We start from the raw sequence: 17,689 nt of genomic DNA on the forward strand, positions 1-17,689 counted from the left end.
TCGGCGGTGCGATGGGCGTGAAAGGATTTACGGGGTAGTGGCTGGTGATCCAGGGGATGGAGTTTGACGCGGGTGGGTGCTGAGGAGCTCGAGGATGCTGATGTGTTCACGCGGGATACCGCGGTGCCTACGGTGGGCCAGCTGGTAACGGTACGTAACCGGCAGTGGGTGGCCACTGCGGTGGAACGGTCGTCCATCTCTGTGGAGCAGCCGGGTAGTCCGTTGCTCGCCGAGGCGCAGCATCTGGTCTCTCTGGTGTCTGTGGATGGCGATGCGGGTGATGAGGAGCTTCGGGTTCTGTGGGAGCTTGAGCCTGGCGCGGTGGCCCGTGAGCAGCATGCTCTGCCTTCTCCGGCGGCCGGGTTCGATGATCCGGGGGAACTGGACGCCTTTCTGGACGCGGTGCGTTGGGGTTCGGTGGCGACGGCGGACAAGACGTTGTTGCAGGCTCCGTTCCGTTCCGGGGTCAAGCCGGAGGATTATCAGCTGGATCCGGTGGTGCGGGCGCTGCAGATGCCTCGCACGAATCTGTTGATCGCGGATGACGTCGGTCTGGGTAAAACCATCGAGGCCGGTCTGGTGATGCAGGAGCTGATGCTCCGGCACCGGGCCCGGACGATGCTGATCGTGTGCCCGGCGTCGCTCACTTTGCAGTGGCGTGACGAGATGCGGGACAAGTTCGGTCTGGCGTTCAAGATCGTGGATGCGGAGCTGTTGAAGGAGCTGCGACGTTCTCGTGGCCTATATGCGAACCCGTGGACGCATTACCCTCGGCTGATCGTCTCGATCGACTGGCTCAAGCGGGAGCGTCCCATGGCGTTGCTGCGCTCGATCCTGCCTCCGGTCCCTCAGTACCCGCGGACCTTTGATCTGCTCGTGGTGGATGAGGTGCACACCTGTGCGCCCTCGGGTTCGGGGAAGTATGCGGTCGACTCGCAGCGCACGAATGCGATCAAGACTCTGGCCCCGCACACCGAGCACCGTCTGTTCCTGTCCGCGACCCCGCACAACGGCTATCTGGAGTCCTTCACTGCGTTGCTGGCGCTGCTCGACAGCCATCGCTTCGCCCGTACGCTGAAGCCGTCGGAGGAGGCAAAGGCGCAGGTGATGGTGCGCCGGTTGAAGCGGGATCTGCCGCCGAGCTGGGATGGCAGCCCTCGTTTCCCGGAGCGCGACCTCGACCATCCGCTGGAGGTTGCCTACGACGCCGCGACCCGTGACGCCTACGCGAAGCTCGACGAGTACGCACAGTCCCGCCGAGAGGCGATCTCCGGGCAGCTGACGTTGATAGGTACGGCGCCGGGCAGGGCTGCGGACTTCGTCACCACGCTACTCAAGCGCCGTTTCCTGTCGAGCCCGAAGGCCTTCGCCAATACGGTGGAGACCCATTTGCAGACGATGCTTGCTCGGGAGCGGCAGGGCGATCGGGCGCGGCATGACGAGCAGGGCGCGTATTCCGCGTTGGAGAAGATCCTCGCCAGGATGATCGAGCAGGTGGAGGAGACGGCGGAGGACGACACGGCGTTCGAGGAGGCCGCACGGGATGCTCTGGCCTCCGTCCGCCGGCTCGCCCCGCCGTTGTCTCCCGCTGAGAAGGCCTTGCTGGAGGAGTTGCGGGACTGGGGCCTGAGCAACTCGGACAAGGCCGACAGCAAGTTCACCGCGTTCCTCGGCTGGCTGCGCGGAATCGTGCAGCGGAACGGTTCCTGGGACGGCGAGCGGGTCATCGTGTTCACCGAGTACCGCGACACGCAGCGCTGGCTGTACGAGCGGCTGATCGCGGCCGGGGTCCCGAGCGAGGCCATCGCTCAGCTCTACGGCGGCCAAGACCTCGACGAGCGCGAGCGCGTCAAGAACGTCTTCCAGGACGATCTGACCGTCGATCCCGTCCGGATCCTGCTCGCCACCGACTCCGCGAGCGAGGGCATCAACCTGCAGAACCACTGCCATCGGGTGCTGCACTGGGAGATCCCGTGGAATCCCAACCGCCTCGAGCAGCGCAACGGCCGAGTGGACCGGCACGGCCAGACCGCCTCGAAGGTCGAGATCGTGCACTTTGTCCCGCAGGGCTGGGACCGGCAGCGTGAGGAGGACACCGGGTTCACCGAGGGCGCCCTTGAGGATGCAATGGCGTTCCTCGGCGTCGCGGTGCGCAAGGTCGAGCAAATCCGTACCGACCTCGGCAGCGCCGGCGAGGTGATCGCCAGCCAGGTCGAGCAGAAGATGCTCGGCAAGCGTTCCAGCTGGCAGAGCACCGACCGGGAGATCCAGAGCCGGGCGGGGAAGGCCGTACTGAAGATCGAGCGGAATCTGGCGCACGACCTGCAGCAGGCCCAGGACCAGCTCACCCGAACCCGGTCCGAGCTGAATCTGAACCCGCAGACGATCGAACAGGTGGTGCGCACCGCGCTGCGCCTGGCCCACAACAAGGACCTGATCGACACCCCGTCGCCCAAGGGGGTCGCGGCGCGCTGCTTCAGGCTCCCCGAGCTGAAGGGAGGGTGGGCGCAGGCCCGCAGCGACGGTCTGCGACACCCGGTGAGCGGCAGAGAGCGCCCGGTCACCTTCGACCAGGACTACGCGGGCCGTACCGACGTCGTGCTGCTGCACCTCAACCACCGTCTGGTCGACCTGTGCCTGCGCCTGCTGCGCGCCGAACTGTGGTCCCAGGGCGAGCACGGTGCGCGCCTTTCCCGCGTCACCGCCCGGGTCGTGCCCGGTGATCTGCTGCGCAGCCCGGCGGTGATCGCGCACGGCCGTGTCGTGATCACCGGAAACCGCGGGGTGCGCCTGCACGAGCAGATTGCCCTGGCCGGCGGACTGATCGAGCACGGCAAGCTGGTCGTGGAGAAGGATTCCGACGTGCTGGAGCGCTGGCTCGCCACCGCCTCGCAGGACACGCCACCATCCGAGCTTCTCGACCGGCTCGTCGGCCTGTGGGAGATGCTGGAGAAACCGCTCGGCAAGGCGCTGGCGACCGAGTCCAACAAGATCGCCCGCAAGCAGAGCAGAGTGCTGGACAAGCGCTGCGAGGAGGACGTCAAGGCGATGCAGGCGGTGCTAACCGAACTGGAACGCAACATCCGGGAATCCCTGGATTCGAACCCTCAGTGGCAGCAGATCTCCCTGCTCGCTCCCGACCCGGAACGCGACCAGCTCAAGAAGGATCACGCCGAACTAGAGGCGCGTCTGGCCGCCATTCCTGCGCAGCGTGAGACCGAGGCTGCTGCCCTGCGCCACCGCTACGCCGACCCGGTCGCCCGCCGCTTCCCCGTCGCGGTCACCTTCCTCGTCCCCGCCTCCTTGATCACAGGCCCCACCGCACACCAGGCAGGCCGCTGATGGCAGCACGTACCCGTACCCCGAAGTCGAAGCCGCAGACCCCGATCGAGCAGCACAGCGAATGGCTCAACCTGCTGCGCGCGGACGGCCCCTTCCTGAGCGCAAAGATCCTCGCTGAGGCGTTCCCTCAGGGCCTGGGCGTCGTCGAAACGGCGCAGCGCTCCCGTATCCGGCAGGCCTGGGGGGAGCTCGAAGCCGATCCGGAGACCCTCTGCTCCACCTGGCAGCACCTGGTCCTGGAGGAGCTGCTCGACTACCGGGGCCAGGCACTGCGCCAGGGCTCAATGCTGCCGCGTGAACTGACCGAAGCATCCGGCACCGCTCCCGATGCGCTGCTCATGGGCCCCGCCGACCCGACCAGCGGGCTACCCGGCGCGGCCGAACGCGCCCTGATCTACCGCCGCCCCTGGGGGGAATCCCTCACCCGCGCCCGGAAGGGCCTGCCGTCGCTGGCCGAGCAGGCCGCCGAAGCGTGCCGGCAGCGTGCGGTCCCTCTCGCACTGCTCACCAACGGCCGCCACTGGGTCCTCGTCCACGCCCGGCCTGCGACGCCGACCTCCGTTGCTGTCTTCGACGCCGACACCTGGTTCGAAGAGCCGCTGCTGCTGCGTGCCTTCGTCTCCCTGCTCGGGGCCCGCTGCGCCGCGATCGCGCCGAAGGACCGGGACGGCAAAAACACCGACTCCCTCGCCGCGCTGTTCACCCGCACCGCCGCCGACACCACCACCGTCACCAAGACCCTCGGCCTGCAGGTCCGGGCAGCCGTGGAACTCCTCGTCGCCGAACTCTCCCGCCTCGACCGCGAGGCCAACGGCACGGTGCTGGGAGACGTCGCCCCGCGAACCGTCTACCGAGGCGCCCTGACGGTGATGATGCGCATCGTCTTCCTCCTCTACGCGGAGGAACAAGCGCTGCTGCCCGCCGACGACGAGCTGTATGCCGACTCCTACTCGGTCACCAAGCTCTACGCGCGCCTCGACCAGGACGACGAAGCCATCGCCGACCGCTGGCAAGCCGCGTGGCCCGCCCTGCTCGCCACCTTCCGCGCCATCCACGGTGGCGCCCGCCACCCCGACATGTGGATTCCCGCATACGGTGGGTCGCTGTTCGACCCGCAACGGTTCCCCTGGCTGGAGCAGCTGAAGGTCACCGACCGCGTCGTCTTCGCCATGCTCGACGCACTGATCAAGCTCAAGCGCATCTCGTCGACCGGCAAGGTCACCTCGACGGAACGCCTCTCCTACAAGGGCCTCGACGTCGAGCAGATCGGCCACGTCTACGAAGGCCTCCTCGAGTATTCGGCTGTCCGTCTCGAAGCGCCGCACCTTGGGCTCAAAGGCAAGGCCGGCATCGCCGCCAAACTCGCCGACCTCGAAACCTGGCACGCCACCGGGCGCCTTCAGGCAGAGGTGACCAAGGTCGCTGGCCTGACGGACAAGCAGTTCACAACCGCGCTGGCGATCGAGCCGAATGGGGAAGCGGTCGGCAAGCTCGACGCGGCCTGCGACAACAACCCCGAACTCGCCGCCCGTGTCAGGCCTTTCTACGGCCTGCTGCGACCCGACCTTCGCGAAGATCCGGTCGTCCACCCCAAGGGAACGGTCATCGTCACCCAGGTAGGTGACCGCCGCGACACCGGAACGCACTACACCCCACGCATACTGGCCGAGGAGATCGTCCTCCACACCCTCGACCCACTCTGCTTCTCCCCCGGCTCCGCAGACGGCATCCCACGACCTGCCCACGGGACCCAGCCAGCCGAGTGGAAGGTGAGGCCGGCCTCGGAGCTTCTGGCGCTCAAGATTCTCGATCCCGCCATGGGCTCCGGCGCGTTCCTGGTCTCGGCATGCCGGTACCTGTCCGAGCGCGTCGTCGAAGCATGGGACCGAGACGGGCTTCCGGAGGCCGTCGCGGCCCGTCTCGGCGAGCAGAGCGAAGACCACGACGCCCTGCTCCTTGAAGCCCGCCGCATGGTTGCCGACCGCTGCCTCTACGGTGTCGACATCGACGAAATGGCAGTCGAACTCGCCAAGCTCTCACTTTGGCTGGTCACCCTCGCGAAAGGCAGACCCTTCAACTTTGTCGACCACGCGCTGCGCTGCGGAGACTCACTGATCGGCTGCCTCACCACGGACCAGATCGAGACTTTTCACCTCGCGCCAAACGAAGGTCGGCTGAAGCTACGTCTGACCGACGAAATTGACAAGGTCATCGGACCGCTGCTGTCGCAGGCCGCAGAGCTGCGCCGTGACATCGAGGAACACGAGGTTTTCGACATCCGCGACGCACGGGCCAAGGCGGCCAAGCTCGCGGAGGCAGAGTCGTTGACCAATCAGTTGCGGCTCGCTGCGGACGCTGTGGTGGCGGCCAAGCTGTCCACCGCGGCAACCAAGTCCGACGACGCATACAACGACCGTCTCGCCTTTATCGCTGAACTAATCGAGAAAGCGCTGCTAGGCGACACCGAGGCAGCCACCAATGCCCGCGCCATCGTCGACGACTGGCTTCTCGGACCCAGTGGAGGGCCGCGAACCTCATCCCTACGTCCCTTGCACTGGCCATTGGAGTTCCCGGAGATCGTTGCTGACCCTGTTCGGGGAAACCGCCGCTTTGACGCAGTTGTGGGAAATCCGCCATTCTCTGGCGGAGTTCAGACAAGCGCACGCATCGGGAAGGACGCCCTGACATACATTACTCAGGTAATTGCCCAGGGGCATGGATCAGGCGGCCGAGCCGATCTCTGCACATACTTCCTGTTGAGGAATTTGGAACTTGCACCAAATCGGCGCACCGGCATCATCGCGACCAATACTATTGCACAAACAGACTCCCGCGAGGTGGGCCTAGACCGAATCCTCTCGCAAGGCTGGAAGATCGGTCGAGCAGTCAAGTCCATGGCATGGCCGGGCGAGGCGGGGGTATACGTCTCGTTGCTGTGGGTCGGAGCTATTGATTCCGCAGAGAAATCGATCCTTGAAGGTAAAGTCACGCATGGGATTTCGTCAAACTTGACTACTCCATCTCGAGTAGTCGGCGACCCAAAGAAGTTGGCTTCATCCCTCGGCACCTCCTCTGTGGGCTGTCAAATCACGGGCACCGGATTCAACCTTGACGCAGCCGGCAGGCAGTCTCTAATCGACCTAAACAAGGAGAATGAGAGCAGAATTTTCCCTCTTCTCAATTCTGATGATATCAACAATCGCGCAGATCTTTCCGCCCCTCGGTGGGTGATTGACTTCGGTACAATGAACCTTGAGGATGCCCTAAAGTTTCCTGATCTGATTGCCAAAATTGAAGAGTTCAGCCGGCCCGATCGACCGGCCTGGTGGAGATTCCACAGGCCGCGCCCCGAGCTCCGCAAATCGATTGCGGAGCATAATCGCGTTCTTGTGATCGGCCTACACAGCAAGTATGGCCTGCCTGTTATTGTGCCAAATAACCAGGTATTCTCGCATGCCTTGTGTGTCTTCTATACTGCTGACACAGCAGCCATGCTCGCACTACTTACCAGCACCTGGCATTTCAACTGGTGGACCGTCAAGGGCGGGTCAACAATGAAGTCGGACCCCCGTTACACCCCTTCCGACGGCTTCGACACGTTCCCGCAGCCGGAGCTCACCTCCCGCATCCGTGCCGCTGGCGAGGAGTTGAACACTTACCGGCGTCATGTCCAGCTAACGCGGACGCCGCAACTCGGCATGACTGACCTCTATAACCTAGTGCACAACCCGGCGAACCAGGACGCCGATATCCAGCGGTTGCGCGAAATCCACATCGAGATCGACGAGGCTGTCGCTGAGTCCTACTTTGGGCATCCCCTCGCTGCCCAGTTCGGCTGGACGCCGCTCACGCTGAACCACGACTTCCACGAGACTGTGCACGGCCTGCGCTGGACGGTGGATCCTGACGTCCAGATCATGATGAACGACCGGCTGCTCGAGCTGAACCACGCGGTCTACGAGGACGAGGTCCGCCGAGGCCTCCACAGCAAGAAGAGCTCGACCAAGTCCGCAAAAACCGCTGCTCCGAGGACGCCGGACGAACCCCCGGAAGGCCTCTGGTAGTCCGTCAGTCACCAGAAGCAGCATGCGGCTGATGCTTTGGCCAGGCTCGGCCCAGGCGTCAGTCGCACCCCCTATCGTGTGACGTATGAGCGACATGTTGCCGGCTGCATCACCAGACGGTTCGATCCTGGCTGTCCCGTCTCCTGGCGCGATTCGGGACGAGCTGGCCGACCTGGTGGTGCGGGACCTGCTCGGGCCTGTGGGTGGCGACGAGGAGGAGGTCACGGACTCTCCGACGGACTGGTACGTGCTTGGGCGGCTCGCGCCGAACGGCACCGCGATCCTGCCGGAGGAGCTGGATGCCTCGCTCGGCGACAGCAGCCTGCCCGGTACGGACGAGGGCGCACCGGACGCGGACGCACCGAACGTGGCGAGTCTGAGTCCGTCCTCGATCGGGTTCACGGCACGTGTGCACGGTGACGCGGACCGCTTGGAGGTGACCGGACGCTGGGCACGCTACATCCGGGCGCATTCGACGGACCCGAGCGTCGAGAAGCTGGTCTGGCGGCGCGAGGCGCACTCCGGCAACGTCCCGGTCAAGCTGGTCGAAGGCACCGTGGAGCAGCTCGTCCTCGATCATAACGACGAGAAGATGGTCCTGCGCGGAAGAGTGCGGCGCTTCGGGGATGACTGGTTGGTCACGCTGTTCCTGGTGAACACGACCGCGACCGATTCGAACTCTGCGCTGCACTGGGCCTTTCAGGTGGAGCTCTCTGCGGCCGGGGCGGAAGGCGCTGCGGTGTTCCTGCCCCGACATCAGCCCGGGTCCGGTGGCGACATTGCGGACCGGGAGGAGCAGCGGCGTCTGGCGATGGCGTATCGGTTCAGTCCGGAGTTCGCGGTCGGGCATGCCACTGGTGTCCATGCGACGGCGAGTGGCACGGATCCGATGGCGGCGGTCGCGGTTCGGACCACGGCGACGCCGACGTATGACATTGCGCAGACGGATGCTCCGTCGGCGGAGAGCGATCCGGATCTGCCGGAGCTGGCTGACCTGTTGGTCGATATGAAGGTGCTGGCGGGGTGTGAGCGGCAGGAGCTGCGTGCGGGTCTGATGCCGTTGGTGGCCGGGTATCGGGCGTGGATCGAGCAGGCTGCTGCTCGGGTCGGGCAGGACGGGCAGCACCTGGATGAGTATCGGGCTCAGGCCGGCGAGGCGTTGGCGGACGCCAGGCGGGCGGCGAAGCGGATCGAGGCCGGGATCGAGCTGGTGCTCGGGAACGATGATGCTCTGGCCGCCTTCCGGTTTGCGAACAGCGCGATGCACCTGCAGCGTGTCCACACCCGGGTAGCCGCGGCGCGGCGCCGTGATGCGTCGCGCGATTTCGAGGCTGTGTTCCTCGACGAGGACCGGCCGGCCAACAGGTCCTGGCGTCCTTTCCAGCTCGCTTTTCTGCTGTTGAACCTGCCGGCGCTGACGGATCCGGCGCACCCGGAGCGTGCGACGGGGGCCGAGGCGTTGGCGGACCTGCTGTGGTTTCCCACCGGTGGCGGCAAGACCGAGGCGTACCTCGGTCTGACGGCGTACACCCTGGCCATCCGCAGGCTGCGGCCGAATCTCGGCGGTCTCGATGCCCTGCACGGGGTGGCGGTGCTCATGAGGTACACCCTGCGGTTGTTGACGATCCAGCAGTTCCAGCGTGCGACTGCGTTGATCTGCGCGTGCGAGGTCCTGCGCCGGGCGGACGAGGCGCGGTGGGGCGCGGAGCCATTCCGGATCGGGCTGTGGGTCGGCGGGAAGGTCTCCCCGAACAAGACGGACAAGGCCGCTGACTGGGTCAGGGATGTGCGGCGTGCCAGCGGGCGGCCCAACCGGAATGCCGGTTCTCCCTACCAGCTCACCAGTTGTCCGTGGTGCGGGACGAAGATCGAGAAGGGGCGTGACGTCGACGTCGACAAGGTCGTCCGTCGCACCTATCTGCGCTGCCCTGATCTGTTCGTCTGTCCTTTCGGCGGCGCCGAGCAGGGCGGGGAGGGCCTGCCGGTTGTCGTGGTCGACGAGGAGATCTACCGGGTGCTGCCGAGCCTGGTGATCGCGACCGTCGACAAGTTCGCGCAGTTGGCGTGGAACGGCCGTACCCAGGCCTTGTTCGGGCGGGCGTCTCGGCGGTGTTCCCGCCATGGGTACGTCACGGCGCAGATCGCGGAGGAGGAGTGGGAGGCCAGCAGTCACCGTGCGGAGGGCCGCCATCGCGAAGCTGAGCTGACGGCGGCGCCGCCGGTGCGTCCGCCGGATCTGATCGTGCAGGACGAGCTGCACCTGATCTCCGGCCCCCTCGGCTCGCTGACCGGCCTGTACGAGGCTGCCGTGGATCGGTTGGCCACCTGGGAGTACGCGCCGGGCAAGTCGGCGCGGCCCAAGGTGATCGCCTCGACGGCGACCGTCCGCCGCGCGGAGCGGCAGATCCACGCCCTGTTCGACCGGCGCACCGAGGTTTTCCCGCCGCAGGGTCTGGAGATCGGTGACAGCTTCTTTGCCCGGCAGCGGCCCACCGGTTCGCATCCGGGGCGCCGATACATCGGGATCTGTGCTCAGGGGGTGCGCACCAAGTCGACGATGATCCGCGTGTACGTCGCGGTACTCGCCGCTGCCCAGAGCGTGCACCGGAAGTACGGGAGCAACCCGGTGACCGACCCGTACATGACGTTGGTCGGCTACTTCAACAGTCTGCGGGACCTCGGCGGTATGCGTCTGTCGGTCGAGGACGACGTCTCGACCCGGCTCGAACGCGTCAATGAGCGCGGTCTGTCCCGGCGCTACGACCTACGGCTGGAGGAGCTCACTTCGCGCCTGACCTCGGAGAAGATCCCGGACATCCTCGAGCAGCTGGAGTACACCTTCCCACGGGCGAACAAGCTGACGCCGATCGACGTGCTCCTGGCCACCAACATGATCGCCGTCGGGGTCGACGTCTCCCGGCTCGGTGTCATGGTGGTGGCCAACCAGCCCAAGTCCACGGCCGAGTACATCCAGGCCACCAGCCGCGTCGGGCGTGCCGCCCCCGGTCTGGTGTTCACCGTCTTCAACTGGGCACGTCCGCGCGACCTGTCCCACTACGAGACGTTCGAGCACTTCCACGCGACCGTGTACCGGCACGTCGAAGCGCTCTCGGTCACCCCGTTCGCCGAGCGTGCCATAGACCGCGGCCTGACCGGTGTACTGGTCTCGTTGGCGCGCAACCTCGAGGCCGGTGACAACGGCAACCTCGGTGCGCAGACCTTCGACACCCGCAGCAGCAAGGCCGACCACATCGTGCGCTACCTGGAACGCCGCGCGGGCGAGGTGGCCACCGATCGCGCCGTCGCGGCCCGGGTACGGGAAGAGCTCGACAGCATCCTCGACCTATGGGCCCGCGAGCAGCGGCGGCCGGCGACCCGGCTGGCCTTCGACGCCAAGGGCAAGGCCGACGACATCGTCGGACTGCTCCACAGTCCGGACTCCGGGCCGTGGAAGCGCACGACCTGTCCGACCTCGCTGCGCGAGGTGGAGCCGGGCATCCGGCTGATCCTGCAGACCGCGCCAGGCAACGCCGACGACCACGAGCAGCATCCGTACCTCCCGCGCACAAACCCGGACGCCGATGGCGGCGGACACGAAGGGAACCTCTCATGACCAGCGCGGTGCACGGATCGCGATCGGCGAGCGATCTGCGGGTCGGGGAGCTGAGGCCCAGCCAGCTGCTGCACACCTACGGTGTCGGCGCGGTCGCGGACCTGCCGAACCTGTCGGTGATGGTCCTCGGACTCGATGAGTGGGAGCTGGAGCAGGCGGCGATCGTGCCGGAGGAGCGGCTGCTCGCGGCGGTGCGCAGCAAGCTCGGCCCCCAGGTGCAGAATCTGCGGATGCCGCCGTACACGCCGGAGGATCCGAACGACTTCACGGGTGCCTGGTCCCGGATCGGTGTGCCGGTGGCGGTGTTCCCGGGTTGGCTGCGTTGCACCGACAACCGGTGCAACCGGCTCGCGCCGGCGGACTCCGGTCTTTTCCACCTGTTGCCGAACAGTGTCGCGCCGGACCAGACCCGTTATGTGCACAGCTGTCGTGACAGTGGGCGCAGGCGGCCGACCGCGGTGCCGGCCAGGTTCGTCTCGGCCTGTCCTGCCGGTCATGTGGACGACTTTCCGTGGATGTACTTCGTCCACCGGGGGGCGCCGCACGGGGCGGACCACACGTTGAAGCTGGTCGAGCGGGGCACCACCGGTGAGGCGGCGAACATCTTCGTCGAGTGTTCCTGCGACGATGTGAAGGCCCGGTCGATGGCCGAGGCGATCGGGCTCCGCAGTGAGATGGTGCTCCCTGCCTGCCGTGGCCGGCATCCGCATCTGGGGACGTTCGAGCTGTGCACCGAGCAGACCAAGACCATGGCGCTGGGTGCCACGAACGGCTGGTTCGCGATGCAGCTTCGGGTCTTCTCACTTCCGCACGCGGAGAACCCGGTGGACAGCGCGGTCGCGGAGCACTGGAGTGGGCTGCAGGTGCTTGCGCAGTTGCCTCGTGAGAGCGCGCGTCTGGTTCTGCCGACCCAGGTGATGTGGCCTCAGCTCGAGCGGTTCGGCGCGGACGAGGTCCTGGACGCGATCGTGCGGCACCGGGACGGGGACCAGGCCGGTGCCGTCGAGGAAGAGGATGCGCTGGACATCGCCGGGCCGGAGTGGCTCGCCTTCACCGGTCCCCCGCAGAGCCACCCGGACTTCAGTGTAAGCAGCGAACCCGTGCCGTCTTCGCACCGTGGCTGGCTGGACCAGGTGCGCTTGGTCAAGCGGTTGCGCGAGGTGTCTGCGTTGTACGGGTTCAGCCGGCTCGACGCGCCGGAGTGGGGCTCCGCGACCAGGGGCGGGCCGGTCGTGGAGGAGAACCGGGCGCCTCTGTCCAGTTCTGCTCCGAGCTGGGTGCCGTGCGCAGAGACCCGCGGTGAGGGGATCTTCCTGCGGTTCAACGAGCAGCGTGTCGCCGCATGGGAGCAGGACCCCGATGTCGTCCGGCGTGCCGGCACCCTGAAGGCTGCGCACCAGAAGTGGTGTGCCCAGCGTCGGACCAGTGCGGACTGGCCGGGCATCCGCTACGTGCTGCTGCACACTTTTGCCCATGTCCTGATCCGCGAGTTCGCCCTGGAGTGTGGCTACGGCGCTTCCGGTATCGGTGAGCGGATCTACGCCCGTTCCGGCGACGACCCGATGGCCGGCATTCTGCTCTACACGGCGGCTCCCGACAGTGAGGGCACCCTGGGCGGGCTGGTCACGCTCGGCAGCCAGCGCCGGCTCGGTTCGCTGATCGACCAGGCGCTGGAGGCCGCACGCCTGTGCGGCTCGGACCCGCTGTGTGCCGACCACAACCCGCTCGCCCATGGCCGGCTGCACGGCGCAGCCTGTCACGCCTGTCTGTTCGCCGCGGAGACGTCCTGCGAACGCGGCAACCATTTCCTGGACCGCGAGCTGCTCGTTGAGACCTTCAGCGGCCGACCGGGCGGGTTCTTCACGACATGACCAGCCGCGATGCCGGCGCGCCCGCGGCCTCTCTGCCCGAGGTGCTCTCCGGTCTCGTCGCCAGCCTCCCGAAAACGCACCTTGCTGCCTGGACCCGTGTCCTGCGCACCGTCACGGCCCCTGACGAACGAACCGCGACGCGCCTCATGTCCGCCCACCCGGGGGCCGGTCTCGGGCCGCGAGCCGACCAGCTGCTGTCTTCATGGATGGCAGCCGACCCGCAGCTGCCGGGGTCTGCGATAGCGCTGGCCCTCGAAGCCGCCGCTACCCGGCACGAACAGGACCTCGCGGCGCGTCGTGTCGACATCGCCGTCTCGGGGCCCCTCGGGGGATCAATACCGATCAGGCTCACTGCATCTGTTGCGATCGAGGTCGTCCGGACGGCATCCAGCACACTGCTGGTCACCAGTTATGCAGCTTTCGGTGTCCAAGAGATCGTCCTTGAGATCCGGAACGCGGCAGACCGCGGTGTGAACGTGGATCTGGTCCTGGAGACCACGCGCCTGTCCGGCGGCACCCTGCGCGGCGATACTGACGGGCGCACCGCGTTCCACGAGCTGCGCTTCCACCCTCTGGTGCACTTGTGGCAGTGGGCGGCCGAGGGTCGGCGCGGCTTTGGCGGGCGACGCGGCAGCATGCATGCCAAGGTCATCGCTGCCGACCGGGGCACCGCCCTGCTCGGCAGCGCAAACCTCACCGACAGCGCGTACAGCGACAACCTGGAGGTCGGTGCCGTCATCCGCGACCCGGTCGCAGTGGGCAGCCTCGTCGACCACTTCGGGGCCCTGATGCGCGCAGAAGGCGGTCCGCTCGTCCGGGCGCCTTGGACAGTCCCCTGATGGCATGCCAACGATTCCACGATTCTCAGCCTCGAAGCCGCAATGAAAGCCCTCCGCTTTCGAAGGCTGCCTCCCGTGAGCAGCACCGACTCGACGATCATTCCTGTGGTCTCGCGTCGGAAGGGGATGCTTATCGGCTATCCAGGTGTTTGGTGTCCACCGGGCTTCCAGGCCACGGCCCGGGACGCCCTGGTCACGCGACACCTGGGCGCGGGCCGCGTCTGAACCCCGAATGCCCTGGGTGGTCGAGGCTGTGTCCGCGAGGCGGTGGAGGCGCAGGCCAAGGACGCCCGCTTGCGGAGCCTGTAGGAGCGCATGACCCCTGAAGAGAGTGTGCGCGCCCGGTTGGACTGCCACCTCCGTGCTGCCGAGCCCCTCCCCCGGGCACCGCGATTTGGTCCTTCGGCCATTAGCCCAGAGAGACGGAGCGGCTACGGGGCAGCGCTGGCGGCAAACTGGGTGATGAGGGTGCGCAGGGGCTCGGCGGCCTGGCGTGGTGGGAGGCGGGTGTCGAGGCCGAGGACTTCGATGACACCGAGGGGGCCGCGGGGGCCTTGGATGCGGAGGGTGCGGTGGGACGAGCCGCTGTGGGCGGGGTGGATGATCGCGGCCAACGGGGCAGCGGGGGTGGTGTATCCGGCGATGTAGGTGAGGAGTTGGTGGCGGTCGGCAGCGTTGACGTTGGTGGCTTGGAGGGCTTTGTGTTTCGCATCGATGGCGAGGAAACGGGTCGCAGGGGTGCTGTCGAAGGCAAGCAGGGTGTCGGGCCGGAACGACGGATCGCGGGAACCGAGTCCACCAAGGGTCCGGATGCTGCCCTCCCTGGGCCGGGCAAGGCGTCCGCCCGCGGCGTGGGCGGCATCGACGGCCATCCGTCGGACGACGAGTTCCCAGAGGCGGTCGAGGTGCAACAGCACGCTCCCGGCGTGGGTACCGCGGTGAGCCAGCAGGTCGCTCACGCCGCCACCGCCCAGGACCAGCGCCGACCAGACGTGCGCCGCCTGATAGTGCCGGTTCAGCCGGGTGTAGCGCGCCCGACGCAGCAGTCGGGTCACGGTTGCGCCGAGCTGCGGCCGGGGGAACTGCGCGGCGGCGGCCTGGAGCGCGCGGGCCAGGGCCGGCTTCCCGGTGGCGAGCGGGACGGCGGCGGCCAGAGCGGCACCGCAGATCTGGTTCTCCCAGATCACCAGTTCCCGTTCGAAGGTCCGTACGTGCAGGCGGTCGACCGCGCCGTAGCGACGGACGATCTGCCGGTGGATGTCCAGCCGTCCGCGCAGGGTCGGCTCGACCCGTTCGGCTGGCCGGTAGCCGCGGTTGAGGCCGCGGAGCAGTAGTGTCTGGCACTCCGCCAGGAGGGCCGGCAACACCACGTCGGCGTAGCCAGTGCTGCTGGTGCGCCAGCGGCGGAGTGTCTGCTCGTGCGGTACTGGCACGCCGTTGGCGTAGCAGAGCCAGGTGATGAGCTGCTCGCCGGGGATGGGGAGTTTGGGCCGCAGGGTGAGCCGGATGCGGTCAAGGACCAGCACGCCGGTGACCGAGTGGGTGTGCAGTCGCCATCCTCGGTGGGTCCGCTGGAGGGTGAGTCGGCCTTTGCCTTGCAGGTGTTCCAGTCGGTGGATGTCCTCGTGGGTGAGCTGGTCTTGTCGCAGCAGAGTGGTGCTGTGTTCCTCGACCGCCACCTCTGGCAGGTCGGTGCGCCGTTCAGTCATCGAGGTCGTCGTCGGGGTCGGTGCCTGTGAACTCGGTGGCCAGCAGTTGGGGCAGGTCGGCGGGGCTGCTCCAGGCGATCCTGCCGGTGGCGGGGTCGGCGAGGGTGCCGAAGATCTCCTGCAGTAGTTCGGGGCGGCCCAGACAGTGGTCGTCCACCAGCGGGACGATGTCGTGGCGGAACGCGGTGGCCAGTTCTTCCGGGGTGGCCAGGGGGCGGTCGTCGCGCAGCAGAGCGGCTTGGCCGATCACCTGGTCCGGCCCGAAAACGCGGTGCAGGCGGGTGTTGAGGCTTTGCAGGAACTCGGCGAGGTCGAGGCCGCCGACGTCGCCGTCGACGGCTTCGAGGTCGGGCGGCACGTCGATGGTGGCGAAGCGGCGCCGGATTGCGGCGTCGATGTGGCCGGTGCTGCGGTCGGCGGTGTTCATGGTGCCGATGATGCGGATGTTTTTGGGGACGGCCTGCTGTTCCTCGCTGATCGGCAGGGTGATGGGAATTCCCCGCTTGTCGGGTTCCAACAGGGTGATCAGTTCGCCGAGGATGCGGGGGAGGTCGCCGCGGTTGATCTCGTCAATGACCAGGAGGAAGGTCTCCTCGGGCGCGGCCGCGGCCGCGTTGCATACCCGTCGGAACAGCCCTTGTCGGAGGTTCAGCTTCAGTCCGGCGCCGGTGGATTCTGTGTCGGGTTTGAACCCTTCGACGAAGTCCTCGTAGCCGTAGGAGGGGTGGAAAGTCACCAAGGTCAGGCGGCCTGGCTTGGCTGTGTCGGGCACGGTCAGCAGTGCGGCGATCGCGGCGGCGCGTTCGGCCGGTTCCGCGTCGATCAGGTGGGCCTGTCCGGCCAGGGCCAGGGCTGTACTGAGGGCGAGTCGGGTCTTGCCGGTGCCGGGTGGGCCCTGGAGGATCACCTGGCCCTTGTGTTCCAGCGCCTCGACGATCTGGCGTACCGCAGCGGGTGCCTCAGTGATCGGCGTGCTGGCGGACGTAGTGTCGGCCGGGCTACGGGCGGGAGTGCGGGCTGCGCGGATTTGGCGGAGCAGGCGGTCCGGCACCTTGGCGAAGGTCTGCTGCCAGGCGTGGACGGGGCCATCAAGGCGCTGGGCGTAGGAGGTGTCCCAGTCGACGGCCACCAGGTGGCGGAACTCGGGGCGGGAGTGGTCGTAGGTGTAGCCGCCGGTGACGGTACCGAGCGCGAGCACCTGGGACTTGCCTTGGTTGGCGATGATCTGTTCACCCGCCTCCAGGTCGCGGAAGCCGAGCAGTTGCCGGGCCAGTCGGAGGTTCCCGCCGCGTGACGCGGGCCAGTAGTGGTCCAGGACGTCTTTCAGTTCGCGGTCACTCTTGTACTGCCCGAGGTCTCCGATCTGGTCCCAGCCCACGCAGATGTAGCCGTTGTCCCGGCAGTCGTCCCAGAGCCGGGCGCCGTCGCCAGGGGCGACCTTCCACACGTCCCCGTCGGTGGTCCGGGGGTCGTACTCGGAGTAGAGGAAGTGCATCACCTCGTGCGGATGCCAGCCGTCGAACGCCCAGTTTCGGCGGACCAGATCGTGCAGCAGGAGGTTTGCCCGCCAGGTCCGGATGCCGGGGGCCTTCCGGAGTTCGGGTGCGCCGAACAGAGCGGCGAAGTGCCGTACATGCGAGGCGGAAAAGATCGGCAGGAAGTCGTCCGGGAAGTAGATCGACAGCGCCTTGGTGACCAGGGCCTGTCCGAAGGCCAGCGTCTCCAGCTCGTCGATGCCTTGGTAGTCCTGGGCGGCGGCCAGCCTCAGGGCCTCGGCGAACTCCGATCGGATGTCGATCCACGCCTCATGGTGGTCGGGGTGCCGCAGGCGCGAGGGGTAGCGCCATTGACCGGTGTTGTGCTGGTAGATGATGTGCTTGGCGGCGCTGCCGCCCCGGATGCTGCCGAGCTGGTCGGTCCCGTACTCCAGCAGCCGGCAGAACGACCCCTGGCTGGTGCTGGGGCCGAGGGCGTACCGCTCGAGCGGTAGGTCCGGCCACTGGGCGATCGGGAACTCGGTGAGCACCCGCTCCTGCTGCACGTGCACCTCGGGCAGTAGCTCCCGGACCGCTTCCCGGTCGAAATTCCTGGCCCTGCGCTCGAGTTCCGTGCTGTCCCCCACCCCTGTGTTCATACCTCCATGATCCCGGACGGCCGTCTCGCGCGGGGCCAAACCATGCCGAAATCCGCCGTGCGTCGAGCACTCGTGGAACTCGTGCACACCTGGCTTACCGCCATTTCAAGCTCCTGG

At 67.2% G+C, this 17,689-nt stretch carries 7 protein-coding genes; 5 read left to right on the top strand and 2 right to left on the bottom strand.

The features are described from left to right. The first annotated feature begins 72 nt into the window (after positions 1-72). From drmD to drmC, 5 genes are all read left to right on the top strand, one after another. Positions 73-3,342 carry a DISARM system SNF2-like helicase DrmD gene (gene drmD, locus J2S46_RS39615; protein ID WP_229913289.1) on the top strand — a complete coding sequence of 1,090 codons (3,270 nt, stop codon included), beginning with the start codon at positions 73-75 and terminating at the stop codon, positions 3,340-3,342. Continuing rightward, on the top strand, positions 3,342-7,406 hold the full coding sequence (locus J2S46_RS39620; RefSeq protein WP_191293784.1) for a DNA methyltransferase: 4,065 nt from the start codon (positions 3,342-3,344) through the stop codon (positions 7,404-7,406). The genes drmD and J2S46_RS39620 overlap by 1 nt, the downstream gene beginning before the upstream one ends. An 85-nt stretch (positions 7,407-7,491) precedes the next feature. Next, positions 7,492-11,019 (top strand): DISARM system helicase DrmA, encoded by a 3,528-nt coding sequence (drmA, locus tag J2S46_RS39625; protein ID WP_229913288.1) that lies wholly within the window; start codon positions 7,492-7,494, stop codon positions 11,017-11,019. Further along, complete coding sequence (gene drmB, locus J2S46_RS39630) at positions 11,016-12,890, top strand: MrfA Zn-binding domain-containing protein (protein ID WP_191293783.1); 1,875 nt, start codon at positions 11,016-11,018, stop codon at positions 12,888-12,890. Before drmA ends, drmB begins: the two co-directional genes overlap by 4 nt. Further along, positions 12,887-13,729, top strand: coding sequence for a DISARM system phospholipase D-like protein DrmC (gene drmC / locus J2S46_RS39635; protein ID WP_191293782.1), 843 nt, complete (start codon positions 12,887-12,889; stop codon positions 13,727-13,729). Before drmB ends, drmC begins: the two co-directional genes overlap by 4 nt. Before the next feature lie 431 nt (positions 13,730-14,160). Here drmC and J2S46_RS39640 read toward each other — a convergent pair whose 3' ends face one another. Both J2S46_RS39640 and J2S46_RS39645 read right to left on the bottom strand, forming a co-directional pair. Then, positions 14,161-15,438: a 5-methylcytosine restriction system specificity protein McrC gene (locus J2S46_RS39640; RefSeq protein ID WP_191293781.1), complete on the bottom strand. Its 1,278-nt coding sequence runs from the start codon at positions 15,436-15,438 to the stop codon at positions 14,161-14,163. After that, a complete protein-coding gene (locus tag J2S46_RS39645; protein ID WP_191293780.1) occupies positions 15,431-17,572 on the bottom strand; it encodes a DUF8426 domain-containing protein in 2,142 nt (713 codons plus the stop codon). Before J2S46_RS39645 ends, J2S46_RS39640 begins: the two co-directional genes overlap by 8 nt. Positions 17,573-17,689: the final 117 nt, after the last annotated feature.

The organism is Kitasatospora herbaricolor, from assembly GCF_030813695.1.
Classification (GTDB): Bacteria; Actinomycetota; Actinomycetes; order Streptomycetales; family Streptomycetaceae; genus Kitasatospora; species Kitasatospora herbaricolor.

What these genes read in the sequence shown, in the direction of transcription:
- J2S46_RS39620 (WP_191293784.1), top strand. Translation starts at nt 3,342, where the DNA reads ATGGCAGCACGTACCCGTACCCCGAAGTCGAAGCCGCAGACCCCGATC.
- drmA (WP_229913288.1), top strand. Translation starts at nt 7,492, where the DNA reads ATGAGCGACATGTTGCCGGCTGCATCACCAGACGGTTCGATCCTGGCT.
- drmB (WP_191293783.1), top strand. Translation starts at nt 11,016, where the DNA reads ATGACCAGCGCGGTGCACGGATCGCGATCGGCGAGCGATCTGCGGGTC.
- drmC (WP_191293782.1), top strand. Translation starts at nt 12,887, where the DNA reads ATGACCAGCCGCGATGCCGGCGCGCCCGCGGCCTCTCTGCCCGAGGTG.
- J2S46_RS39640 (WP_191293781.1), bottom strand. Translation starts at nt 15,438, where the DNA reads ATGACTGAACGGCGCACCGACCTGCCAGAGGTGGCGGTCGAGGAACAC.
- J2S46_RS39645 (WP_191293780.1), bottom strand. Translation starts at nt 17,572, where the DNA reads ATGAACACAGGGGTGGGGGACAGCACGGAACTCGAGCGCAGGGCCAGG.